This is a genomic window from Pseudomonas sp. FG29 (genome assembly GCF_057809355.1).
In genome coordinates, this window is sequence record NZ_JBMDJU010000001.1 from 103,171 (window position 1) to 127,689 (window position 24,519).

The 24,519-nt window shown below is 63.6% G+C and carries 20 protein-coding genes; 9 read left to right on the forward strand and 11 right to left on the reverse strand.

Annotated elements, in window-relative coordinates:
• Nucleotides 1–11 precede the first annotated feature (11 nt).
• Nucleotides 12–473 (forward strand): hypothetical protein, encoded by a 462-nt coding sequence (locus ACODS1_RS00585; protein ID WP_322981111.1) that lies wholly within the window; start codon nt 12–14, stop codon nt 471–473.
• Between the two features lie 140 nt (nt 474–613).
• Here the strand turns inward: ACODS1_RS00585 and leuA are convergent, their stop codons facing one another.
• The 6 genes from leuA to ACODS1_RS00615 form a co-directional block, all read right to left on the reverse strand.
• Nucleotides 614–2,290: a 2-isopropylmalate synthase gene (gene leuA, locus ACODS1_RS00590; protein WP_489084114.1), complete on the reverse strand. Its 1,677-nt coding sequence runs from the start codon at nt 2,288–2,290 to the stop codon at nt 614–616.
• Nucleotides 2,291–2,611: 321 nt separating this feature from the next.
• Nucleotides 2,612–3,277 (reverse strand): glutathione S-transferase family protein, encoded by a 666-nt coding sequence (locus tag ACODS1_RS00595; protein ID WP_489084115.1) that lies wholly within the window; start codon nt 3,275–3,277, stop codon nt 2,612–2,614.
• A gap of 28 nt (nt 3,278–3,305) precedes the next feature.
• A complete protein-coding gene (locus ACODS1_RS00600) occupies nt 3,306–4,568 on the reverse strand; it encodes a mechanosensitive ion channel family protein (RefSeq protein WP_489084116.1) in 1,263 nt (420 codons plus the stop codon).
• A gap of 120 nt (nt 4,569–4,688) precedes the next feature.
• Nucleotides 4,689–5,546 (reverse strand): peptidoglycan DD-metalloendopeptidase family protein, encoded by an 858-nt coding sequence (locus ACODS1_RS00605; RefSeq protein ID WP_489084537.1) that lies wholly within the window; start codon nt 5,544–5,546, stop codon nt 4,689–4,691.
• A gap of 52 nt (nt 5,547–5,598) precedes the next feature.
• Complete coding sequence (gene xseA / locus ACODS1_RS00610; RefSeq protein WP_489084117.1) at nt 5,599–6,978, reverse strand: exodeoxyribonuclease VII large subunit; 1,380 nt, start codon at nt 6,976–6,978, stop codon at nt 5,599–5,601.
• Between the two features lie 27 nt (nt 6,979–7,005).
• Nucleotides 7,006–7,884, reverse strand: coding sequence for a LysR family transcriptional regulator (locus tag ACODS1_RS00615; protein WP_489084118.1), 879 nt, complete (start codon nt 7,882–7,884; stop codon nt 7,006–7,008).
• 88 nt (nt 7,885–7,972) lie between these two features.
• On the opposite strand from ACODS1_RS00615, the gene ACODS1_RS00620 reads away from it, so the two are divergent.
• Together ACODS1_RS00620 and ACODS1_RS00625 are read left to right on the forward strand one after the other, a co-directional pair.
• Nucleotides 7,973–8,440, forward strand: coding sequence for a multidrug/biocide efflux PACE transporter (locus ACODS1_RS00620; RefSeq protein ID WP_489084119.1), 468 nt, complete (start codon nt 7,973–7,975; stop codon nt 8,438–8,440).
• A 56-nt stretch (nt 8,441–8,496) separates the two neighbouring features.
• Complete coding sequence (locus ACODS1_RS00625; protein WP_489084120.1) at nt 8,497–9,051, forward strand: sugar ABC transporter ATPase; 555 nt, start codon at nt 8,497–8,499, stop codon at nt 9,049–9,051.
• Nucleotides 9,052–9,132: 81 nt separating this feature from the next.
• On the opposite strand, the gene ACODS1_RS00630 is transcribed toward ACODS1_RS00625, so the two are convergent.
• The gene (locus ACODS1_RS00630) at nt 9,133–11,241 is read right to left on the reverse strand and encodes a TonB-dependent siderophore receptor (RefSeq protein ID WP_489084121.1); all 2,109 of its coding nucleotides are present in this window, start codon (nt 11,239–11,241) and stop codon (nt 9,133–9,135) included.
• 197 nt (nt 11,242–11,438) lie between these two features.
• On the opposite strand from ACODS1_RS00630, the gene guaB reads away from it, so the two are divergent.
• Nucleotides 11,439–12,908 (forward strand): IMP dehydrogenase, encoded by a 1,470-nt coding sequence (gene guaB / locus ACODS1_RS00635; protein ID WP_322981101.1) that lies wholly within the window; start codon nt 11,439–11,441, stop codon nt 12,906–12,908.
• Between the two features lie 208 nt (nt 12,909–13,116).
• A complete protein-coding gene (guaA, locus tag ACODS1_RS00640; RefSeq protein WP_489084122.1) occupies nt 13,117–14,694 on the forward strand; it encodes a glutamine-hydrolyzing GMP synthase in 1,578 nt (525 codons plus the stop codon).
• Between the two features lie 65 nt (nt 14,695–14,759).
• On the opposite strand, the gene ACODS1_RS00645 is transcribed toward guaA, so the two are convergent.
• The 4 genes from ACODS1_RS00645 to gap all read right to left on the reverse strand — a co-directional run bounded on the left by ACODS1_RS00645 (nt 14,760) and on the right by gap (nt 19,246).
• Nucleotides 14,760–15,275, reverse strand: coding sequence for a hypothetical protein (locus ACODS1_RS00645; protein ID WP_489084123.1), 516 nt, complete (start codon nt 15,273–15,275; stop codon nt 14,760–14,762).
• Between the two features lie 2 nt (nt 15,276–15,277).
• The gene (locus ACODS1_RS00650; RefSeq protein WP_322981098.1) at nt 15,278–15,748 is read right to left on the reverse strand and encodes a hypothetical protein; all 471 of its coding nucleotides are present in this window, start codon (nt 15,746–15,748) and stop codon (nt 15,278–15,280) included.
• A gap of 162 nt (nt 15,749–15,910) precedes the next feature.
• Complete coding sequence (locus ACODS1_RS00655; RefSeq protein WP_489084124.1) at nt 15,911–17,863, reverse strand: putative bifunctional diguanylate cyclase/phosphodiesterase; 1,953 nt, start codon at nt 17,861–17,863, stop codon at nt 15,911–15,913.
• A 381-nt stretch (nt 17,864–18,244) separates the two neighbouring features.
• Nucleotides 18,245–19,246: a type I glyceraldehyde-3-phosphate dehydrogenase gene (gap, locus tag ACODS1_RS00660; protein WP_489084125.1), complete on the reverse strand. Its 1,002-nt coding sequence runs from the start codon at nt 19,244–19,246 to the stop codon at nt 18,245–18,247.
• Nucleotides 19,247–19,374: 128 nt separating this feature from the next.
• Between gap and edd the strand changes: the two genes are divergently transcribed.
• From edd to ACODS1_RS00680, 4 genes are read left to right on the forward strand one after another with little or no spacing between them, the layout of a single operon-like run.
• A complete protein-coding gene (gene edd / locus ACODS1_RS00665; RefSeq protein ID WP_489084126.1) occupies nt 19,375–21,204 on the forward strand; it encodes a phosphogluconate dehydratase in 1,830 nt (609 codons plus the stop codon).
• Complete coding sequence (locus ACODS1_RS00670) at nt 21,201–22,166, forward strand: glucokinase (RefSeq protein WP_489084127.1); 966 nt, start codon at nt 21,201–21,203, stop codon at nt 22,164–22,166. Before edd ends, ACODS1_RS00670 begins: the two co-directional genes overlap by 4 nt.
• A gap of 46 nt (nt 22,167–22,212) precedes the next feature.
• Nucleotides 22,213–22,947 (forward strand): response regulator, encoded by a 735-nt coding sequence (locus ACODS1_RS00675; protein WP_489084128.1) that lies wholly within the window; start codon nt 22,213–22,215, stop codon nt 22,945–22,947.
• Nucleotides 22,937–24,394 carry an ATP-binding protein gene (locus ACODS1_RS00680; RefSeq protein ID WP_489084129.1) on the forward strand — a complete coding sequence of 486 codons (1,458 nt, stop codon included), beginning with the start codon at nt 22,937–22,939 and terminating at the stop codon, nt 24,392–24,394. The genes ACODS1_RS00675 and ACODS1_RS00680 overlap by 11 nt, the downstream gene beginning before the upstream one ends.
• The last annotated feature ends 125 nt before the right edge of the window (nt 24,395–24,519 follow it).

Sequence of the window (24,519 nt, forward strand, 5' to 3'; positions counted from 1 at the left end):
AGCTGCAAGACATGGACGTACAGCAGGACAATCCCTTCCAGACCCCGCAGGCGGATCTGCAACCGGCCAGTACCGGCACCAGTGTGCAGCCGCTCTACCGCATCGCTGCCATCGGTGTCGGCACATTCCTGGGCACCCCGCTAGCCGGTGCCTGGATGCTCGCGCACAACCTGCAACTGCTAGGCAAGGCCGACCGCGTGGCGATGGTTTGGGGTTTCGCCGTGGCACTGTTTGCCCTGACCATCGCGTCGGGCTTCGTGTTGCCCGAAGAAGTGCCTGCGATGCCATTCGCCATCGCTCAACTGGTCGGTATGGTCATGTTGGCCAAGTACCTGACTGAAGCCGATATCCAGCATCATGAGCAGGCAGGTGGTGCCTTTCTCTCCAACTGGCGCGCAGCGGGTATCGCGGTCTTGTTTTCCATCGGCGTGATGGCTTTGATTTTCGCCGTGCTGATGATTACCGGCTTTTGATACGCACAGTGCAGAGGTCAGGGCTGCAGGCTGGCCATGTCGATTCGTTTGCATGACCCTTTCGCATCAATGCCCATAAGTGAGTTGCCTGCAAAAGAAAAAGGACGCCGCAGCGTCCTTTTCTTGACCGGTAAAGCAGATCAGGCTGCTTCGGTTTTCAGCTCGGCTTGCTTGACGGCGCGGTTCAGCGCACTGAACAGGGCGCGGAAGCTGGCGGTGGTGATGTTCTCGTCGATACCGATGCCATGCAGCGGGCGCTGGCCGTCCAGGCGAATCTCGATGTAGCAGGCCGCCTTGGCGTTGGCGCCGCCACCGATGGCGTGCTCATGGTAGTCCATCACCTCGACGGCGACCGGCAGGCAGGAAGCCAGGGCTTCCAGCGCACCTTTGCCCGAGCCGTTCCAGCGTTGCTCCTGGCCGTCGACGCTGACCTTCGCTTCGACGCTGCTTTCGCCGTTCTCTTCCTGCAGACGATGGCCTTCCAGGGCATAGGGTTGGGTGGCTTGCAGGTACTCGCTTTCCAGCAGCTTGTAGATCTGCGCGGCGGTCATTTCCAGGCCAAGGCGGTCGGTTTCACGCTGCACCACCTGGCTGAACTCGATCTGCATGCGACGCGGCAGGCTGATGCCGTATTCCTGTTCGAGCAGGAAGGTGATGCCGCCCTTGCCGGACTGGCTGTTCACGCGGATTACCGCCTCGTAGTCGCGGCCGATGTCGGCCGGGTCGATCGGCAGATAGGGCACTTCCCACAGGGCGTCTTCCTTCTGCTGGGCGAAGCCCTTGCGGATGGCATCCTGGTGCGAGCCGGAGAAGGCGGTGTGTACCAGATCGCCGACGTAGGGGTGGCGCGGGTGTACCGGAAGCTGGTTGCAGTCCTCGACCACCTTGCGCACGGCGTCGATGTCGGAGAAATCCAGCTCCGGGTCGACGCCCTGGGTGTAAAGGTTCAGCGCCAGGGTCACCAGGCAGACGTTGCCGGTGCGCTCGCCGTTACCGAACAGGCAGCCTTCGACGCGGTCGGCGCCCGCCATGACGGCCAGCTCGGAGGCGGCGACGCCGGTGCCACGGTCATTGTGGGTGTGCACGCTGATCAGCACGCTATCGCGGCGGTCGACGTGGCGACCGAACCACTCGATCTGGTCGGCGTAGTTGTTCGGCGTGGCGCACTCGATGGTGGCCGGCAGGTTGAGGATCAGCTTGTTCGTCGGGGTCGGCTGGAACACCTCGATTACCGCGTTGCACACCTCGACGGCGAAGTCGATTTCGGTGCTGCTGAACACTTCCGGCGAATACTCGAAGCCCCATTGAGTTTCCGGTGCAGCATCGGCCAGGCGCTTGATGGTAGTGCCCGCAGCCACGGCAATGGCTTTGACGCCGGCCTTGTCCTGGTTGAAGACGATCTTGCGGAAGCTCGGCGCGCAGGCGTTGTAGTAGTGAACGATGGCCTTCTTGGCGCCCTTGAGCGACTCGAAGGTGCGTTCGATGAGGTCGTCACGGGCCTGGGTCAGTACCTGGATGGTGACGTCATCGGGAATGTGGCCACCCTCGATCAGCTCGCGGACGAAGTCGAAGTCAGTCTGCGAGGCGGACGGGAAGCCCACTTCGATTTCCTTCAGGCCCACGGCCACCAGGCACTTGAAGAAGCGCATCTTCTTCTCGGCGTCCATCGGCTCGATCAGCGACTGATTGCCATCGCGCAGGTCGGTGGACAGCCAGATCGGCGCCTTGTCGATGATCTTGTCCGGCCAGGTGCGGTCAGGAATCTGGATCTGGGTGAAAGGGCGGTACTTCTTCGACGGGTCTTTGAGCATGCTCATGAGTAGGTCCTGCGAAATAGGGAGGCGAACACGAGGCCGCAGCGGCCAGGAAACGGAGCTTCAGATGAGGCTTCGCAGTCGCGGGCTGACCAGTCGCAGACATGCGAGCTGGCGGACGAGAAAGAAGACGTTGGCGGTTTTCATGGGGGAAACCCTATCCATCGTGCGTGGATATGGCAATGCTTGCCAAAAAAACGCCGATTTATTGCGGTTTGGTTTTTATCGATGGATTTTATTGCTCGAAACGAGGCGTTTTCAGCGAATCGTGTTTGTTGCGTCTGGTCAGCGAGGGAACCCTCGCTGGCCAGACCTGATCCGGGCTCAGTCGGCGTAGTCGTAGGCGCCGCCCTTCTCCAGCGCGCGGCGATAGGCCGGACGAGCGTGGATACGCTGCAGGAAGTCGTGCAGGCGCGGGTGGTTCGACAGCACACCGCGCGCGGCGGCAGCCTCCAGCGGGAAGCTGAGCTGGATATCGGCGGCGCTGAAGGCGTCGCCAGCGAACCAGTCGTGTTCGCTCAACTGGTTTTCCAGGTAGTCGAAATGTAGCTTCAGTTGCGGCGTGATGAAGGCCTGGCTGACCTTGTCGGCGATGCCCCGGGCGATGGGCTTGATGAAGAAGGGCATGGGCGAGCTGCGCAGCTTGTCGAACACCAGCTTGAGCAGCAGCGGCGGCATCGCCGAGCCTTCGGCGTAGTGCAGCCAGTAACGGCAGCGCAGGCGCTCCGGGCTGCCGGCGGCTGGCAGCAGCCAGTCGCCATGGCGTTCGGCCAGGTATTCGATGATGGCGCCGGATTCGGCCAGGGTCAGTTCACCATCGGTGATCAGCGGCGATTTGCCCAGCGGGTGCACCTGGCGCAGCTCTGCGGGGGCCAGCATGGTCTGCGGGTCGCGCTGGTAGTGCTTGATCTGGTAGTCGACGCCGATTTCTTCGAGCATCCAGAGAATGCGCTGCGAGCGCGAGTTGTTCAGGTGATGCACGGTGATCATGGCAGGCTCCGATCGATTCGAGGGCGGCTCAGTGGGGCTGTTCGGCCGGTGCTGGCAGGCCAGGGCGCAGCTCTCGCATGTCCGCGCCGCTCGGGTGCTGGAACACGCGCAGACCGAACTCGGGGAGGATGGCCAGCAGGTGATCGAATATATCCGACTGGATGCCCTCGTAGGCATTCCATGCCGTGGTGTTGGTGAAGCAGTAGATCTCCAGCGGCAGGCCGTCGGCGGTGGGGCTGAGCTGGCGCACCAGCAGGGTCATGTGCTGGTGCACGTTCGGGTTGTGCCGCAGGTAGTGCTCGATGTAGGCACGGAAGCTGCCGATGTTGGTTATGCGGCGGGTGTTGACCGCCTGTTTGCCGTGCTCGGCCAGTTTCAGGTTCCACTCGCGCAGTTCCTGATCCTTGCGGTCAAGGTACTCGTCGAGCAGCATGAAGCGGCGCAGGCGGGCGATTTCCTCGTCGCTGAGAAAGTGCACGCTAGTCTGATCCAGATACAGCGAACGCTTGATTCGCCTGCCACCGGATTCCTGCATGCCGCGCCAGTTCTTGAACGGGTCGGTGATGAAGCGCCTGGTTGGGATGGTGGTGATGGTCTTGTCGAAGTTCTGCACCTTGACCGTGTGCAGGGCAATGTCGATCACGTCGCCATCGGCATTGAGCTGGGGCATCTCCACCCAGTCGCCGACGCGGATGATGTCGCTCGAGGAAATCTGCACGCTGGCCACCAGCGACAGCAGGGTGTCCTGGAAGATCAACATCAGTACCGCAGCCATGGCGCCGAGGCCGGACAGCAGGATCAGCGGCGAGCGGTCGATCAGGGTGGCCACCATGAGGATCGCGGCAATGGCGAAAATGGCGATCTTGACGACCTGCAGGTAGCCCTTGATCGGCTTGAGGTGGGCATCGCGGCGACGCTGGTAGAGGGTGTTGAGGATATCCAGCAGGGCGCCGATGGCCAGGGCGATGGTCAGGACGATGAACGCACTGCAGACGTTCTGCGTGACCTTCACCACGGCTTCGGGCATGTCCGGCACCACCGCCACGCCGGAGGTCAGCACCAGCGCCGGGACGATATGCGACAGGCGCTTGATGATGCCGCTTTCCTTGATCTGGCCATGGCGGCCCAGTGCGGTAGCTCCGACCACGCGGTAGATGGCGCGTACCAGAATGCGCCTGACTATCCAGTTCGACAGCCAGGCCGCGACGAGCAGGGCCAGGGTGGCGGTCAGCGTGAGCAGTTTCGGCTGTTGCTGCAGCCAGTCCATCCAGATTGTGAGCTCATTCGGCATATCCGGCTCCGAAGCACGCAGTGAAGAAAGCAGGCCTTGTCGCGCCTGCGTTCCGGGGCGCCGTACCCTAGCAAAAAAGCATTGCCAATCGAAACGCCAGGTGTTGCCGGTTGCGTCGGCTCAGGGCTTGAAGGCACCGATGAAAATGGCCGGATCGACGCGGGCATCGTTGAGGCTGACGTTCCAGTGCAGGTGCGGGCCGGTGGCGCGCCCTGTGGCGCCGACCTTGCCGATGTGGCCGCCGCGCGGGATCTCGTCACCCAGCTTCACGTCGATGGCCGACAGGTGGCAGAACATGCTGATCAGCCCCTGGCCATGGTCGAGGAACACCGTCTTGCCGTTGAAGAAATAGTCGCCGATAAGGATGACCTTGCCGGCTGCCGGGGCCTTGATCGAGGTGCCACGGTTGGCCGCGAAGTCCAGGCCCGAGTGTGGGTTGCGCTCCTCGCCATTGAAGAAACGGCGCAGGCCGAAGGGGCTCGACAGTGGCCCGTTGACCGGCCTGTCGAACAGCAGGTTGCTTGGCTGGCGGGCGCTGAATTGTTGATAGGCGCGGGTCTGCTCGGCCAGCTCGCGCTCGATGCGCGCGAGGTTCTTGGCGTTGGGCGTGACCTGCTGCTGGTTCTTGATGGTGATGCGCTGCTCGGCGTAATGCTTGGCGCCGACCTGGAAGCTCAGTGCCTGGCTGCCTTCGACCGTCACTTGCTGAGCGCCGGGTTTGACGCTGAGCGGAATGCCGACAATGGCGATCCAGCGTTTGCCGTCCTCTTGCACGGTCAGTACCGGCTTGCCCTGGTAACGCACCTTGGGCGCCTGCGCCTGATCACCCAGATCGACCACCGCCACGCCACCGGGTACTGGCTTGTTCAGCAGGCGGGTGATAAAGCCTTCGGCGTGGGCGGGCAGGGTCAGGCACAGCGTCAGGACTAAGAGACCTAGCTTGTGTAGGAGCGGGCTCTGCCCGCGAAGCTTCTGCATCATAAATGTTCGCGAGCAGAGCTCGCTCCTACGCAGGGATGTCGCCATTCGTTTAATCCAGCAGCGACAGGGTCGCCGGTTGTATGTGGTTGTCTTCGACACGCACGTCCAGCTCGCCTTCACTCAGGCGTGCCTTGAGGCGCTGGCCCGGTTGGGTCTGCGCCGCGCTGCGCACCGCCTGGCCACGTTCGTCGAGGAGGATGCTGTAGCCGCGACCCAGGGTGGCCAGTGGGCTGACGATCTGTAGCTGGCCGGCCAATGCCGCCAATTGCTGGCGCTGGCTGCGCAATTGTCCTTGCATGGCGCGGGGTAGGCGTGCGGCCAGGCCATCGAGGCGCTGGCGCAGCAGTGCCAGGCCTCGTCCCGGATGCTGTGCGGCAAGACGCGCATCCAGACGCGCCAGGCGCTCGCGTTGATTGGCCAGTTGCTGATTGAAGGCGCGGCGCAGGCGCATGTCCAGATCATCCAGGCGCTGGGCCTGCTGGCGCAGCCGCTCGCCGGGGTGGCGCAGACGCCGGCTGGTGCCTTCCAGGCGCAGGCGCTCGCGGGCCAGGCGGCCCTGCATCTGCAGCACCAGGCGGCGCTGCAGGTTGTGCAGGCGCTGCACCAGCTCGCTGCTGTCCGGGGCCAGCAGTTCGGCGGCGGCCGAGGGCGTCGGCGCGCGCACGTCGGCAACGAAGTCGGCGATGGACACATCCGTCTCATGACCCACGGCGCTGACGATGGGCGTGACGCAGGCCGCAACGGCGCGGGCCACGGCTTCCTCGTTGAAGCACCAGAGGTCTTCCAGCGAGCCACCGCCACGGGCCAGGATCAGCGCGTCGAACCCTTGCGCGTCGGCGCGTTGCAGGGCGCGGACGATCTGCGCGGTGGCCTCGCGGCCCTGCACGGCGGTGGGGATCAGGTTCAGCTCCACCTGCGGCGCACGGCGGCGGAACACGCTGATGATGTCGCGGATCACCGCGCCGGTCGGCGAGGTGACGATGCCGATGCGCTTGGGATGAGCGGGCAGGGCGATCTTGCGCTCGGTGGCGAACAGCCCTTCGCCGCCGAGCTTTTCCTTGAGTGCCTCGAAGGCCAGGCGCAGGGCGCCGTCACCGGCTAGCTCCACCGCATCGAGGATCAACTGATAGTCACCGCGGCCCTCGAACAGCGAAACCTTGCCGCGCACCTTCACCGCCAGGCCATCACGCAGCGCCTGGCGCACGCGTGCGGCGTTCTGCCGGAACAGCGCGCAGCGCACCTGGGCCTGGCTGTCTTTCAGGGTGAAGTAGATGTGGCCGGAGGCCGGACGGGCGAGGTTGGATATTTCCCCCTCGACCCAGATGCCGGAGAACACGTCCTCCAGCAGCAGGCGGGCGCGGTTATTGAGCTGGCTGACGCTGAGCACCTCACGGTCGAGGTTCAGGCGGGCGAAGGGATCCTTGATCATGGGGCGGCATGATAAGCGCAGAGGCGCTCAACTGTCTTCGAGCAGACGTTCCAGCAACCAGGCCGCCACCGGGCCGAGTTCGCGCTGACGCGACCAGATGGCGTCCACCGTCACCTGGCGCGGCCAGCCGTTGCAGGGCAGTTCATGCAGGCCATCGAAACCGTAGGCCTCGACCAGTTGCCGGGGCAGCTCGGCCCAGCCGAAGCCCAGGCGCGCCATCTCCAACAGCATCAGGTAATCCGGCGCGGCCCAGCAGCGCCCGCCACTGCCGGGCAGATTGTCGCTGTTGCTGTCGTCGTTGGCGACGCTGCTCAGGCGCAGCAGGCGCCAGTGCGACAGCTCTTCCGTGCGCACCTGGGCCAGCCTGCTCAGCGGATGATCCTTGGCCACGAACAGGCCGAATTCGCTGCTCATTTCCAGGCGGGTGTGGGCGATATGCGGCGGGTAGGTCGGCAGTGCGGCGATCAGCCCCAGTTGCGCACGGCCCTGGGTGACCAGGTCGAGCACGTCGGCCTGCTCGGCGATCAGGCTCTCGAACTGCAGGTCGGGAAAGCGCTGATCCAGCTCCTGCAGACGGGCCTCGAAACGCTTGGGCTGGTAAGCATCGGACAGCGCCAGGGTCAGGCGCGCCTCCTGGCCCTTGGCCAGGCTGGCGGCATGTCGTGCCAGGCGGTCGGCGGCGCAGAGCACCTGTTCGGCATGATCCAGCAGGCTGGCACCGGCTGCGGTCAGTTGCAGCGTGCGTGGGCCGCGCTCGAACAGGGGCACGCCCAGATCGATTTCCAGGCGGGCGACGGCCTCGCTGACGGTCGACTGGCTCTTGCCCAGGCGCCGTGCGGCGGCGCTCAGCGAGCCGCAACTGGCGGCCTGGGCGAAGGCCTGGAGGGCTTCGGGAGATATATTCATATCGGTTTAGCCGATGGCTGCTGCCTTTGGTTTGGCTGGTAAGCCGATGATCATAGCGCCCATCGTCATTCATCACGAGGTTCGCTCCATGAATCAGCCCCTGCCGCGCTCCCTGCGTGAGCGCATCGGTCACGCCCTGGCCTTCGAGGGTATCGCCGTGCTCATCTGCGCACCTGCGTTGGCCTGGGTCATGGACAAACCCTTGGTGCACCTCGGGGCGCTGACCCTGATGTTCTCCACCGTCGCCATGCTCTGGAACATGCTGTTCAACTACCTGTTCGACCGGGCGCAGCAGCACCTGGGTTTCGAGCGCGGGCTGTGGGCACGGCTCAGCCATGCGCTGCTCTTCGAAGGTGGCCTGGTGGTCATGCTGGTACCGCTGGCGGCCTGGTGGTTGTCGATCAGCCTGCTCGAGGCGCTGCTGCTCGATATCGGGCTGATCCTGTTCTTCCTGCCCTATACCCTGGGCTTCAACTGGATCTATGACGTGCTGCGGGCGCGCTGGCTAGCGCGGCGCCAGGCGCAGGGGGCTTCGGCGGTCTGTCGCGGGGCTTGATTGGCTGGCTGCAGCGGCTAAGCTGCCGCCCTTTCCTCGCCAGCTTCCCGAGCACCATGACCGCGCAACTGATCCTCGTCCCGCAGATATCCACGCTTCCCGCCCATGAGCAAAAGGCCCAGGCCATGCTGCGCTGGCTGGTCAAGCGGGAGATCGTCGCGGCGCTGCCGACCACCTGCGGTCAGGGCGGCAACGGCATGGCCTACGCCATCGGGCCAGGTGCTCGGCGCATTGCTCAGCGCCCGGAGTTGCTGCCTTACGGTCAGCCGCACAATGGTCTGGAAATCATCACCAAGCGCTGCATCTATGTGCCGACGCGGGATTTTCTCGAAGAGGCGGGCTGCGCCGAATGCCGCCGCGAAGTGGGCGTGCCGCTGTTCGACAGCCTAGAGGTGTGGTGGCCGGGGGAAACCGACAACTTCACCTGTCCGGAATGCGGGCACGAAGACGACATCAACGGCTTCCTGTTCCTGCAACCCTGTGGCTTTTCCAACCTGGGCTTCATCTTCAACGGATGGGCTGAGGCTGGCCTGCGCCCGGCGTTCGTCGAAGAGTTCGGCGAACGCCTGGGCTTTGCCGTCAGGCAGGTGCGGGTGGACGATCCGGCTTGAGCCGTTTTCTGAAATCGTGGGAGGGGCTTTAGCCGCGACTTCATGTTTCAGTCGCCGCTGAAGCGCCTCCCACGGGACGTTTCAGAACTCGACGCTGGCCGACAGGCGCAGCTCGCGTGGCTCGCCGACGGCGATACGCAGGTCGCCACCGCTGGAGGGGTAGTACTCCTTGTCGAACAGGTTGTTGGCATTGAGTTGCAGCGTGGTCTTGTCGCCCAGTAGGCGCGTGGTTTCCCAGGAGACGAAGGCGTCGGCGACGGTGTAGCTGTCCAGCCATGCGCTGTTGGCATTGTCCACCGCGCGCTTGCCGACGTAGCGTGCGCCGCCGCCAACGCGCCAGAGACCGAATTCGCTCGGCATCGCCAGGTCGTGGCTCAGGTACAGGCTGCCCATGTTCTTCGCCGCGTTGACCAGGGCGTTGCCCTTGTCATCCGGGTCGTCGAGGATTTCCGTGTCGGTGTACGCGTAGGTGGCGATCAGGTTCCAGCGTTCGGCGATGCGCCCGGTCAGATCGATCTCCATACCGCGTGAACCGACCTTGCCGGCGGCTTCGTCGTTGCCATTGTTGGTGACCACTACGTTCTTCTTCTCGATGTCGTAGAAAGCAATGTTGGCGCTCAGGTCGGACGTGATGTCGTACTTGGCGCCGACTTCGCGGCTCTTGCCTTCCTCGGGGTCATAGGCGCTGGCGTCGGACAGGCTGTCGGACTGGTTGGGTTTGAACGACTCGCTGTAGTTGGCATAGAGCGAGAGCTTGTTGGTGACGGCGAACACCACCCCCGCGAACGGCATGAAGGCCTGGCCCTGATCGTCGATCAGGCGGTCGTAGTTACTGCCCAGACCCTGATCCAGATACTGGTCGTAGCGCTGATAACGACCACCGAGCACCAGAATCCACTGATCGTCGAGATGCCAGTTGTCCTTGGCGTAGATCGAGTTGGAGTGCAGTTCATCGCGGCGGTCGCTTTGCGTGGCGCTCAAGGCTCTCGATTCGGCGAGGTTGCCGTAGACCGGGTTATAGATGTTGAAGTTGCTGCTGGCAGCGCCACGGTACGTGTCACCGCGGAAGTTATCGACCTGCTCATCATCGATACCCAGCAGCATTTCGTGGCGCTGGTCGAACAGGAGGGTGTCACCGATCCAGTCCCAGGCAGCGTACTGCACCTGGTTGTCGTATTCGGCGCCGTTGGCGCGGCGGGTCAGGGCGCCTGTATTGGCATTCACCGCAGTGGCTACCGCCTCGGCGAAGTCGTACTTCTCCTGATTGAAACTGTAGGTGAAGCGGGTCTTCCAGTCCGGGTTCAACTGGTACTCGATGCGTGCATCGAAGATCTGGTCGATACCTTCGTTCTTCGCCCAGGGCTCGCCTAACTGCTGGTTGTAGCGGGTATTGGCGATGCGCTTGTTGACCAGCACCGTGCCGCGATCAACCGGTGTGGAATATTCCTTGTACTGGTAGGACAGATCGATGCGCAGGTCTTCGCCCGTCCAGCTCAGCGAGGGAGCGATCAGGCTGCGCTCGTCACTGCCGTAGTTGCGCCAGTAATCCTCGTGTTGTCGCTCGGCCACCAGACGATAGGCGAAACCGCTGTCGCCCAGCGGGCCGGTGGTATCGACCGACAGGTTGCCGCCGCCGAAGCTCGACTGTGCGCCTGAAAGACGAGTGCGCTGGCTGTATTCGGGGCGCTTGCTGATGACGTTGATCAGCCCGCCCGGCTCCAGCGCGCCATACAGCAGCGAGGCCGGCCCCTTGAGCACCTCCACGCGCTCGGTGGTCGCGTCGAAGTTGCGTGACAGGTTGCTGCGCACCCCGTCGCGCAGCGTCGAACCGTCGGTATTGGTGCCGAAGCCACGTTTGACGAAGCCATCCTGGGTGCCGGCCAGGGTGTTGCTCTGGGTCATACCGCTGACGAACTTCATCGCATCGTCCAGCGAGTTGACCTGGAAGTCCTCGATGGTCTGCGGGGTGACCACCTGTACCGATTGAGCCTCATCCTTGAGCGCGACAGAAGATTTGCTCGCCGTGCTGGCGCGTTTGGCCTGGTAGCCATTTTCATCGGCAGCGGGAGCGGCGGTGATGTCCTGGCTGGGCAATTCCAGTTCCTGGGCCAGCAGAGCGCTGGTGGGAAGCAGGCAAAGGCTGAGCAGAGCGGCGTGACAGCCACTCAGGGAAGGGCGGTTGGATTTCATTTGATACTCAGGTGCGGGCGTTTTTGAGAATCATTATTTTATGTGTTCTCTCCTGTGCATGCCTAGGGGCAGTTGTCGTTTCGATGCGAGAGGCAGTGAGGTCAGAATCAGCCTGCCGATCAACACTTTGCATTGAGTGCAGCGAGGTCGCTGGGTATAATGCCGCGCTTCTTATTTTTCCCGCTCGGGAGCCCGCCATGCTGCGCATCAGCCAAGAAGCACTCACCTTCGACGACGTCCTGCTCATACCCGGTTATTCCGAGGTTCTGCCCAAGGATGTCAGCCTCAAGACCCGCCTGACGCGCGGTATCGAACTGAATATCCCACTGCTGTCCGCCGCCATGGACACGGTGACCGAGGCACGCCTGGCCATCGCCATGGCGCAGGAAGGCGGCATCGGCATCATCCACAAGAACATGACCATCGAGCAGCAGGCTGCCGAAGTGCGCAAGGTCAAGAAGTTCGAGGCGGGCGTGGTCAAGGATCCGATCACCATCGAAGCCGACGCCACCGTGCGCGATCTGTTCGAGCTGACTCGTCAGAACAACATTTCCGGTGTACCGGTGCTGTCCAACGGTGACCTGGTCGGTATCGTCACCTCCCGCGACGTGCGCTTCGAGAATCGTCTGGACGCCCTGGTGCGCGACGTGATGACGCCGAAAGAGCGCCTGGTCACCGTCAAGGAAGGCGCCACCAAGGAAGCCGTGCGCGAGCTGCTGCACAAGCACCGCATCGAGAAAGTGCTGATCGTCGACGACGCCTTTGCGCTCAAGGGCATGATGACCGTCAAGGACATCGAAAAGGCCAAGGCCTATCCGCTGGCGAGCAAGGACGACCAGGGCCGTCTGCGTGTTGGCGCTGCCGTCGGCACCGGCGCTGACACTGGCGACCGTGTGGCGGCTCTGGCTGCCGCTGGCGTCGACGTGATCATCGTCGACACCGCTCATGGCCACTCCAAGGGCGTGATCGACCGCGTGCGTTGGGTCAAGCAGAACTTCCCGGATGTCCAGGTGATCGGCGGCAACATCGCCACTGGCGCGGCCGCTCTGGCACTGGTCGAGGCTGGCGCTGACGGCGTCAAGGTCGGCATCGGCCCAGGCTCGATCTGCACCACGCGCATCGTCGCTGGTGTCGGCGTGCCGCAGATCAGCGCCGTCGCCAACGTTGCTGCCGCGCTGGCGGGCACCGGCGTGCCGCTGATCGCCGATGGTGGCATCCGTTTCTCCGGTGACCTGTCCAAGGCCATCGTCGCTGGCGCTTCTGCCGTGATGATCGGCTCGATGCTGGCCGGCACCGAAGAAGCTCCGGGCGAAGTCGAACTGTTCCAGGGTCGTTCCTACAAGGCCTACCGCGGCATGGGCTCGTTGGGCGCCATGGCCCAGGCACAAGGTTCGAGCGACCGTTACTTCCAGGACTCCTCGGCCGGCGCCGAGAAGCTGGTGCCGGAAGGTATCGAAGGCCGCGTTCCGTACAAGGGTGCGATGGCGGCCATCGTTCACCAGTTGATGGGTGGCCTGCGTGCCTCCATGGGCTACACCGGCTGCGCCACCATCGAAGAGATGCGCACCAAGCCGGAGTTCGTGCGCATCACTGGTGCCGGTATGGCTGAGTCGCACGTCCATGACGTGCAGATCACCAAAGAGGCACCCAACTACCGAGTCGGCTAAAAAATCGATTTGACGCTGCTGCGCTTGCGCATGCGGCGTTGGAGAAAAACTCGAAATGCTCATTTGCTTCAGCAAACTCCGCTTTCTCGTTTCTCTCCGCCTTGCCTGCTCGTCGCTCGCGACGCGGCAAATCGATTTTTGCCATGTATGAATAACGGGGCTGTTCGATCAGCCCCGTGTCATTTGTGAATACCTACGAGAGACGGCCATGGCCCACGACATTCACGCCCACCGCATCCTCATTCTGGACTTCGGTTCCCAGTACACCCAACTGATCGCCCGCCGCGTGCGTGAGATCGGCGTTTATTGCGAACTGCACCCCTGGGACATGAGCGACGAGGACATCCGCGCCTTCGCCCCGCGCGGCATCATCCTCGCCGGTGGCCCGGAGTCGGTGCACGAAGCCAACAGCCCGCGTGCGCCGCAGGCCGTATTCGACCTCAACGTGCCGGTGCTGGGCATCTGCTACGGCATGCAGACCATGGCCGAGCAACTCGGCGGCAAGGTGGAAGGCTCCGACCTGCGTGAGTTCGGCTACGCGCGTGTCGACGTGGTCGGCAAGAGCGAGCTGCTGGCCGGCATCGAAGACCATGTCGACGCCGACGGCGTGCTGGGCCTCGATGTGTGGATGAGCCACGGCGACAAGGTCACCCGTCTGCCGGAAGGCTTCCACATCCTCGCCAGCACCCCGAGCTGCCCGATCGCCGCCATGTGTGACGACACCCGTCACTACTACGGCGTGCAGTTCCACCCGGAAGTGACCCACACCAAGCAGGGCGGTCGCATTCTGTCGCGCTTCGTGCTGGAAATCGCTGGCTGCGAAGCCCTGTGGACGCCGGCCAACATCGTCGAAGACGCCATCGCCGCCGTGCGTGCCCAGGTTGGTGATGCCAACGTGCTGCTCGGCCTGTCCGGCGGTGTGGACTCCTCGGTGGTTGCGGCGCTGCTGCATAAGGCCATCGGCGATCAACTGACCTGCGTGTTCGTCGACAATGGCCTGCTGCGCCTGCACGAGGGCGACCAAGTCATGGCCATGTTCGCCGAGAACATGGGCGTCAAGGTGATTCGCGCCAACGCCGAAGAGCAGTTCCTCGGTAATCTGGCTGGCGAAGCCGACCCGGAGAAGAAGCGCAAGATCATCGGTCGCACCTTCATCGACGTGTTTGATGCCGAGGCCAGCAAACTGGACAACATCCAGTTCCTCGCCCAGGGCACCATCTACCCGGACGTGATTGAGTCGGCTGGCGCCAAGAGCGGCAAGGCCCATGTGATCAAGAGCCACCACAACGTCGGCGGCCTGCCGGAGGAGATGAACCTCAAACTGGTCGAGCCGCTGCGTGAACTGTTCAAGGACGAAGTGCGCAAGATCGGTCTGGAGCTGGGCCTGCCTTACGACATGGTCTACCGCCACCCGTTCCCGGGGCCGGGCCTGGGCGTGCGTATCCTCGGCGAAGTGAAGAAGGAATACGCCGACATCCTGCGTCGCGCTGACCACATCTTCATCGAAGAGCTGCGCAAGGCTGATTGGTACCACAAGACCAGCCAGGCCTTCGTAGTCTTCCAACCGGTGAAATCGGTTGGCGTCGTCGGTGACGGCCGCCGCTACGCCTGGGTCGTCGCCCTGCGCGCCGTGGAAACCGTGGACTTCATGACCGCTCGCTGGGCACACCTGCCGTACGAGCTGCTGGAGACCGTCAGCGGCCGCATCATCAACGAAATCGACGGCATCTCCCGCGTCACCTACGACGTGTCGAGCAAGCCGCCAGCGACCATTGAGTGGGAGTGATCCCGCTGCGCTGAGTGATGCATGAGAAAACCGGCTTCGGCCGGTTTTTTCATGGCTGCATGCTTTCAGCGGTGCAGCAGAGAGAGCGTTACAGTGAGTACGAATAGGCTCAGGCTAAGGAAGCTGATCAGCAGAATGCGTCTATCCCGACGAATCTGACTGGTGAGTATCGCCTGGCGTTGGCGCCAATCGCAGGCGATGGTGATCCAGCGCTTCTCCAGCAGTTGGCGCCAATCGTCCTCGTTCAGCCAGCAGGCAACATGGTGTGCTGGCAGATCCAGCGCGGGGAACAGTTCCTCGCAGGTCAGCGGTCCCAGGGACATCTGAAAGTGTTGCCCATGGCGCTCGCAGTCCAGTTCGAAGCGGATTTGCGGGCGGGTATCCTGGACGTGGATGTCCTCGGGGTCGGGGGTGAATACTTCATAGGCCGTGATTTGCGCTGTACCCGGGCGCAGCAAAGCTCGGTGGATTTTTTCCCAGAGCAGTCGCGCGAGTTTGTAGACGCCCCAGATGGAGAAGGCGAAAAGCAGCAGGCTGATCAGCCACAGTAGGCCGCCGAGCAGAATGAAGACCACGATCATGCTCAGAGCCCTGTTAGCAGGGTCGGCGCGGCTTCCCAGATCATGTAGCCCATGATCATCAGCATGATCGCGGCGAATGGCGATGCGGCGTTTGGTGATTCCGGGGTGGCATCGGCTGGGTTCGCTTTGGGAACGTAGAGTAGAAAAGTGCCGGCCTGCTGGTTGAACTCGACGTGCTCTTGGTTGAGCACGAGATGCTCCACTTCGTAGGTACGCTGTTCATACTCGTAACGCAGGCGATAGACGGGTTTGAGACTGACAATTGTGGTTTTGCCAGCGCTGATGCGTGCGTTGACAAGTTTCTGATCGATGATCACCGCTTTCACGATGTCGTGCGGGCGGCTGAGCCTGTAGCAGTCCGTCCAGATCATTTCGCCGAATGCGGCCATGAGCCCGATCCACATCAGCAGGAGCAGGGGCGTGATCGCTGCGATCATGATCCCCAAGGGTGCGTCGAAGAAGAAGCTTTCCATGTCAGGGCGCGCGTTTCCTTTGAATTGCCTGGCGATTCTATCCAGGTACGGCTGTCCTTTTCTCAGCGTTATCTCTCAGTCGCGACCACGGCGTTTGAGGCTGGCAAGTGCAGGTAGCGGTTATGCGTCTCCCCGTACGTAAACGCGCGTTACGCCCGCTTATCACTGGATCAAACCGTCTGCCTTGGCCGGTTGCTTGTTCTCAAGCCAAGCGCTGATTTCGCTGGCGTGCATGGGTTTGGAGAACAGGTAGCCCTGGGCCCAGGCGCAGCCGAGACTTTTTAGAGCGTCGAGTTCGGCGGCGGTTTCCACGCCTTCGACGATGCACTCCAGCTGCATGTCCTGGCACAGGGCAACCAGCGACCTGACGATCTTGAAGCTGGCCGGATCGACGTGGATGTCGGTGACGAAAGTACGATCCACCTTCAGCTTGGTCAGTGACAGCGCGTGGATGTGGCTCAGGCTGGAATAGCCGGTGCCGAAGTCATCGAGTGAAATGCCGCAGCCCAGTTCGCGCAACCGGCTGATCGTCCGTTGGGTCTGCGGCAGGTCTTGAATGGCTGCTGTTTCGGTGATTTCCAGATCGAGACAGGCCGGGTCGAAACGACTGCTCTTGATCAGCTCGACGATCTGCTGGGCGGCGTCCTCCGAACTACAGTCGTGGGCGGAGAGATTGAATGACAGGCGCATACCTGCAGGCCAGCTCGCGGCGGCTTCCAGCGCTTTGCTCAGCAACGGTAGCGTGAGGCGATTGACCAGGCCGATACGCTCGGTGATCGGGATGAACTCATTGGGTGGCACGCTACCCAGCTCCGGGCTTTCCCAGCGCGCCAGTGCCTCGAAGGCGACGGTTTGCTCACGGTGAATATCCATGATCGGCTGGAACACCACGTGAAACTCACGCTCCAGGTCGGCCCTGCGCAGGGTCTGTTCGGTCAGGCCTTCGCGGTTGAGCTGCTGGTGATGAACGGCGCTGAACAGGCAGGCCGTTCCGGGGCGATGGCGCTTGCTCTGATACAGGGCGTAGTCGGCGTATTCATACACTTGCACGGCGCTGGCGGCATGATCCGGGAAGGTCGCGATACCCAGTGAGCCGCTGATCTGAATCGGGATGTCCACCAATAGAAACGGCTCGCGCATGCTGGTGCAGATTTTTTCGCCAAACGCCCGGAGTTGCTCGTCGCTCATGGGCCTGGTGATGATCAGGGCGAACTCGTCGCCGCCCAGTCGGGCCAGGTGCACATCGTCGTCGAACAGCCCGCTCAGGCGCTGGCCAACCTGATAGAGCAGCTTGTCACCGACGCGATGGCCATACAGGTCGTTGACCGGCTTGAAGCCATCCAGATCGATCAATCCCACAGCCAGGCGAGCCTCCTGATTGCGGGCGCGGGACAGCTGCGTGTCGAGGCGGGAGAAGAACTGCCGGCGATTGGCCAGGCCGGTCAGGCTGTCCTGATTGGCCAGATGCAGGTTTTCCTCGCTGAGTTTTGCCGTATGCGCCTGCATGTTCACCATGCGAGTGAAGTCGGCGTACTGCGTCTTGAGAATGATCAGCATGGCGATGGATACCAGCAGCACATCAATCGCCGTGGCCACGAAGGTAATGATGTGGGTCGACGCGAAGAACAGCACGAACGCCGTGTTGACCACCGCAGCGGTGACCAGGGCAGCTGGCAGCAGATGCATCATGCAGAAAATGCAGCCGATGACGGTGATCGCCATATAAAAGGCCACATGCGCCTGGGTATAGCTGTTGCCATAGGGAAACAGCGCCAGCGACCAGGCAGTGAACGCCACGGCCACGAAAGGCGCGAGCATGTTGGTGCGTTTCAGTGCCGTCAGCATTTGCTCCGTGCTTTGCGCCTGTTTGCGTGTGCGTATCCAGCCGACCGAGCGAATGACGCCGAACACCATCATGAGCAACGGGCAATACACCACAAGCCAGCGCGGCGCGAAGGCAAGGTGGGTGCCGGCCAACATCAGGGTGTTGACCAGCAGAATGAAATACATCATGGGCAGTTGGCGAGCCAGTGCGATGTATTGCGCCTTGATCAGGTCAGGGTTGTCCTTGGGTGCGGACATCAGTGCTCTTACGGCGAGCAGGGTTTTCTTCATCGCGCGTCGCTCTGAAAACACAACCGGATAAGTAACCGAACGGATTGTCCTTGCCAGCCGGTACTGAGCAGGGTTGCACGCTGCTCTAATGGGATCCTATCGGCCGACCCTTAGATTTCTACATTCTTTACGACTAGTGGCACTTTGATTTTGTTGCGCCGGCAGGTCGTGCTGGCTGCGAGCAATATTCGTGGCGTTCATGCTGGCAGCCTTGCGTCAGGCGCTTGCAGGCACTTGCGCCAATCCGGCGCGCTTAAGTGCGCCGCCGGTGTTGTCACATCGCCTGCCCTTTAGTTGCTACTTCGAGCTGGCTTTGGCCTCGGGGCAGTATCCCGCAGCCTTATCGGCCGCTTGGATCCGGGGGGCAGTCAATCGATGTCCTTACCTCACCGCACACGCCGCCAGGCAGGTGTCGAGCATGCGGTTGGAGAAGCCCCATTCGTTGTCGTACCAGGCCAGTACCTTGACCAGACGGCCGTTCACCTTGGTGTGGTTGGCGTCGAAGATCGACGACAGCGGGTTGTGGTTGAAGTCGCAGGACACCAGCGGCAGCGGGTTGTAGCCCAGTACCTTCGAGCCTTCGGCGGCGGCGCGTAGCAGGGCGTTGACCTCTTCAACGCTGGTGTCGCGCTGCACCTGCACGGTCAGGTCTACCAGCGACACGTTGATCACTGGCACCCGCACCGCCATGCCGGTCAGGCGTCCGGCCAGTTCCGGCAACACCAGGCCCACGGCTTCAGCGGCGCCGGTCTTGGTGGGGATCATCGACTGGGTGGCCGAGCGGGCGCGGAAGGGGTCGGCGTGGTAGACGTCGGAGAGGTTCTGGTCGTTGGTGTAGGCGTGGATGGTGGTCATCAGCCCGCTTTCGATGCCCAGTTCGCGCTGCAGCACCTGGGCCACCGGCGCCAGGCAGTTGGTGGTGCAGGAGGCGTTGGAGATGATCTGCTGATCGGCGCGCAGGCTATCGTGGTTGACGCCATAGACGATGGTGGCATCGGCGCCCTTGGCCGGGGCTGAGATGATCACCTTGCGCGCGCCAGCGGCCAGGTGCGCGGCGGCCTTGTCGCGTTCGGTGAACAGGCCGGTGCACTCGAATACCACGTCGACCCCGAGCGCCTGCCACGGCAGTTCGGCAGGGTTGCGGATGGCGCTGACGGCGATGGCGTCGCCGTTGACGATCAGGCTCTGCCCGTCGGTCTCGACCGATGCAGCGAAAATGCCGTGTACGCTGTCGTACTTGAGCAGGTGGGCATTGATCGCGCTGTCGCCCAGGTCGTTGATCGCGACCACCTGCAGATCGTCGCGATAGTTCTGGGTGTAGAGGGCGCGGAGCACGTTGCGGCCGATGCGACCGAAACCGTTGATGGCAATTCGCAGTGTCATGGGGTTTTTCTCGTTTTGTTGTTTTAAAACAAGATTATTCCCGTGAGGCTAGAAATCAAGCGCTTTGGCTGTCAGTATTTTGATAAAAATACAATTTAATGGCTGTTCGAAAGCCTGGAGTCGAAACCATGCATCCCCGCATTCTTGAGGTCACCGAGCGCCTCATTGCCCGTAGCCGTGCGACCCGCAAACGTTATCTGGTGCAGATGGCGGCCGCCGACAGCCAGGGCCCGCATCGTGGCACGCTGCAGTGCGCTAACTTCGCCCACGGCGTGGCGGGCTGCAATTCCGCTGGCGACAAGCAGCGCCTGCGTCTGATGAACGAGGCCAACGTCGGCATCGTCACCGCCTACAACGACATGCTCTCGGCGCACCAGCCCTACGAGCATTACCCAGAGATGATCAAGCAGGCGCTGCGCGAGATCGGTTCGGTCGGCCAGGTGGCCGGTGGCGTGCCGGCCATGTGCGATGGCGTGACCCAGGGTGAGCCGGGCATGGAAATGAGTCTGGCCAGCCGCGAGGTGATCGCCATGTCCACCGCCGTGGCGCTGTCGCACAACATGTTCGATGCGGCGATGCTTCTGGGCATCTGCGACAAGATCGTGCCGGGGTTGATGATCGGCGCGCTGCGCTTCGGCCATCTGCCGATGATCTTCGTGCCGGGCGGGCCGATGCCCTCGGGCATCCCCAACAAGGAAAAGGCCGCCGTGCGCCAGCTCTACGCTGAGGGCAAGGCGAGCCGCGAAGAGCTGCTGGAGTCGGAGATGAAGTCCTATCACAGCCCCGGCACCTGCACCTTTTACGGCACCGCCAATACCAATCAGGTGGTCATGGAGATCATGGGCCTGCACCTGCCCGGCTCGTCCTTCGTCAACCCTTACACGCCGCTGCGCGACGCGCTGACCGCCGAGGCCGCACGCCAGGTGGTACGCCTGACCCGCCAGGGCGGCGAGTACACGCCGCTGTGCCGGATCATCGACGAGAAGGCCATCGTCAACTCGGTGGTGGCGCTCAACGCCACGGGCGGCTCGACCAATCACACCCTGCACATTCCGGCCTTCGCCCGTGCTGCCGGCATCCACCTGACCTGGCAGGACATGGCCGATATCTCCGCCGTGACCCCGACACTGGCCAAGGTCTACCCCAACGGTCAGGCTGATGTGAACCACTTCCATGCCTGCGGCGGTGTGCCCTTCATGGTACGCACCCTGCTCGAAGCCGGCCTGCTGCACGAGGACGTGCACACCGTGGCCGGCCCCGGCCTGGCACGCTATACCCAGGAGCCCTTCCTCGACGATGGCCGCCTGGTCTGGCGCGAAGGCCCGATGCAGAGTCTGGATCGCGACATCCTGCGTGGTGCGAGCGAGGCCTTCTCGCCGGAAGGCGGGCTGCGCGTGCTCACGGGCAATCTGGGCAATGGCGTGGCCAAGGTGTCGGCGGTGGCTCCGGAGCATCAGGTGGTCGAGGCCCCGGCACGGGTGTTCGAGACCCAGACCGAGCTGGCCGATGCCTTCAAGGCCGGTGAGCTGGAGCGCGACTTCGTTGCTGTGGTGCGCTTCCAGGGGCCCAAGGCCAATGGTATGCCCGAGCTGCACAAGCTCACGCCTTACCTGGGCGTGCTGCAGGATCGTGGTTTCAAGGTGGCGCTGGTCACCGACGGGCGCATGTCCGGCGCATCGGGCAAGGTGCCGGCGGCCATTCACGTCAGCCCCGAGGCCTGGGACGGCGGGCCGCTGGCCAAGGTGCGCGATGGAGATGTGATTCGCGTCGATGGCGTGACCGGGCACTTGCAAGTGCTGGTCGATGAGGCCGACTGGGCCGCCCGCGAACTGGCGCCGCGCCCACAAGGCACGGGTGTTGGCTGTGGCCGCGAGCTGTTCGCCTTCATGCGCGCCGCCTTCAGCCCGGCGGAGCAGGGCGCCAGTGCCTTCACCTCTGAACTGGAGTCGCTACGATGAGCCTGGTGCTGGTCGGCGATGTCGGCGGCACCAATGCCCGTTTCGCCCTGTGGCGCGATGGCCGTATCGAAGCGGTGAGGGTCTCGGCCACGGCCGAGCATGCTACGCCGGAGCAGGCCGTGGCTGCCTACATGGCCGCCGTAGGGCTGGCGCCGGGGGAGGTGCAGACCGTCTGCCTGGCCTGCGCCGGGCCGGTGGAAGTCGATCCGTTTCGCTTCACCAACAACGCCTGGCGTATCAGCCGTGCGGCCTTCTGTGCCGAGCTGCAGGTGCGCGAGCTGCTGTTGATCAACGACTTCTCGGCCATGGCCCTGGGTATGACCTGCCTGCGTGACGAGGAGCGCATCAGTGTCTGCCCCGGCGTGGCCGAGCCGGGTCGCCCGCAGGTGGTGATCGGCGCCGGCACCGGCCTGGGGGTGGGCACCCTGCTGGAGCTGCCGGGTGGCGGCTGGCATGCGCTGCCGGGCGAAGGCGGGCATGTCGATCTGCCGGTCGGTAATGCCCGTGAGGCGCAGCTCTGGCAGGTCCTGCACGATCAGCTCGGGCACGTCAGCGCCGAGGCCGGTGCGCTCAGCGGCAATGGCCTGCTGGCGCTGTACCGCGCCACCTGTGCGGTGGACGGCCAGCCGCCGCTGTTGCACAGTGCCGCGCAGATCACCGGCGCGGCGCTTGAGGGCGACGCGCTGGCCGCCAGCGTGCTGGAAAGTTTCTGCTGCCTGCTGGGACGGGTGGCCGGCAACAACGTGCTGACCCTGGGCGCACGCGGTGGCGTGTATATCGCCGGCGGCATGGTGCCGCGCTTCGCCGAGTTCTTCCTGGCCAGCGGTTTTTCCCGTTGCCTGCGGGACAAGGGCTGCATGAGCGGTTACTTCGACGGCTTGCCGGTGTGGCTGGTGACGGCCGAGTATCCAGGGCTGATGGGTGCCGGTGTGGCGGCGGAGCAGTATCTGGCGCGCAGGTGATAGCCCCACGTGGCGTTGCATAACAACAAGATCAAGGACTATCGATGTGAGCCCGACCGGAAAATCCATCCTGCTGGTCGATGATGACCAGGACATCCGCGAGTTGCTGCAAACCTACCTGGGCCGCGCCGGCCTGCAGGTGCGCAGCGTGGCCGATGGCGCCGGCTTTCGTCAGGCGCTGGAGGAGGGCGGCGCGGACTTGCTGATTCTCGACGTGATGCTGCCCGACGAGGACGGCTTCAGCCTGTGTCGCTGGACGCGCGAACACGGGCGTTTCGCCCAGGTGCCGATCATCATGCTCACCGCCAGCTCCGACGAGGCCGACCGGGTGATCGGCCTGGAGCTGGGTGCCGACGATTACCTCGGCAAACCTTTCAGCCCGCGTGAACTGCTGGCGCGGATCAAGGCGCTGCTGCGCCGCGTGCACTTCGCCCAGGAGCGCGCGCCCGAGGTGCTGGCCTTCGACGAATGGCGTCTGGACATGGTCAGCCACCGCCTGTTCCATCTCGATGGCGAGGAGGTGCTGTTGTCCGGCGCCGACTTCGCCCTGCTCAAGCTGTTTCTCGACCACCCGCAGCAGATTCTCGACCGCGACACCATCGGCAACGCCACCCGTGGCCGCGAGATGATGCCCCTGGAGCGCGTCGTCGACATGGCCGTCAGCCGCCTGCGTCAGCGTCTGCGCGACACCGACAAGCCGCCCCGGCTGATCCGCACCGTGCGTGGCAGTGGCTACCAGTTGGCCGCAACGGTCACCGCCCAGGCCGGCCATGCGCGCTGAGTGGCGGCGGCTGTTTCCGATCCCGCGCTCGCTGCTCGGGCGCATGCTGCTGCTGACTCTGCTCGCCGTGCTGGTGGCGCAGGCGCTGTCCAGCGCCATCTGGCTGTCGCAGTTGCGCGCCACCCAGCTCGAAGGCCTGGTCACCGCCGCGCGCAGCCTGGCCCATTCGATGTCGGCCAGCGTGCGTTACTTCCGCTCGCTGCCGGTCGCCTATCGCCCCCTGGTGCTCGACCAGTTGCGCAGCATGGGCGGCACGCGCTTCGTGGTCAGCCTCAATGACCGCCCCTTGCAGATGAAGCTGCTGCCGGCCACGCCACGCAAGCAGGCGGTGACCGACGCGGTGAGCGAGGTGCTGCGTGATTCGCTTGGCGGCAGTGCGGACATCTCGGTGAGCTTCGTCAGCCCAGACGACCTGCTGATCTTCAATGGCGGCCTCAAGCTCGACGAGCTGCCGCGCTCCTGGGCGCACTACGCGCTGACCCTGGAGCCAGTCAAGCCGCCGGTACTGGTCACCCAGATGCAGTTGGCCCCCGGCGAATGGCTGTACATCGCCTCGCTGCTGCCCGAGCCCTATACCAGCCTGGAGGAGCCGGTGCTGCCGACCCAGCAACTCTGGTTCATGCTCTTCAGCAGCGCCTTCCTGCTGCTGTTCATCGGCCTGCTGGTGCATTGGCAGAGCCGGCCGCTCAAGCGTCTGGCGCGGGCGGCGCGGCACATGTCGCTGGGCGCCGAGGTTGAGCCGCTGGCCGAGGGCGGTGGGCGCGAGGTGGTGGAGGTGAGCCGCGCCTTCAATGCCATGCGCGAGCGCATCAGCCGTTACCTGACCGAGCGGGCGCAACTGTTCAGCGCCATTTCCCACGACCTGCGCACCCCCATCACCCGTCTGCGTCTGCGCGTCGAGCTGCTGGAAGACGAGGCGCTGCAGGCCAAGTTCGGTCGCGATCTGGACGAGCTGGAGCTGCTGGTCAAAGGCGCGCTGCAATGCGTCAAGGACACCGACATCCACGAAAACATCGAGCCGGTGGATCTCAATCACCTGCTGCATTGCCTGGTCGAGCCCTACCTGGCGTCGACGGGGACAGGCCAGGTGACCGTGCATGGCCAGGCCCAGGCTGCCTACCCTGGCAAGCCTCTGGCGCTGCGCCGCTGCATCGGCAACCTGATCGACAATGCACTCAAGTACGGCCACAGCGCCCATCTGCATATCGAGGACGATGCCCAGGCCTACGTGCTGCATGTCGATGACGACGGCCCCGGCGTGCCCGAACAACGCCTGGAGCAGGTGTTCGAGCCGCATTTCCGCCTGGCCGGGCAGCAGCAGGGCTACGGCCTGGGGTTGGGCATTGCACGCAATATCGCCCACAGCCATGGCGGCGAGGTGAGCCTGCAGAACCTGCGTGAAGGCGGCCTGCGGGTGACCCTGCAGTTGCCGCGCACGCCGGACTGACTGCTAGCTGCGAGTGTGTACTGCGTTCGGGCGATACGCAGGTGCCAATGGCACTGCGTTCAACCCAGGCTACGGGCAGCGCAGGTGTCGTCGTTTTGTTGCCTGGTAACCCAGGTGCTCGCCAA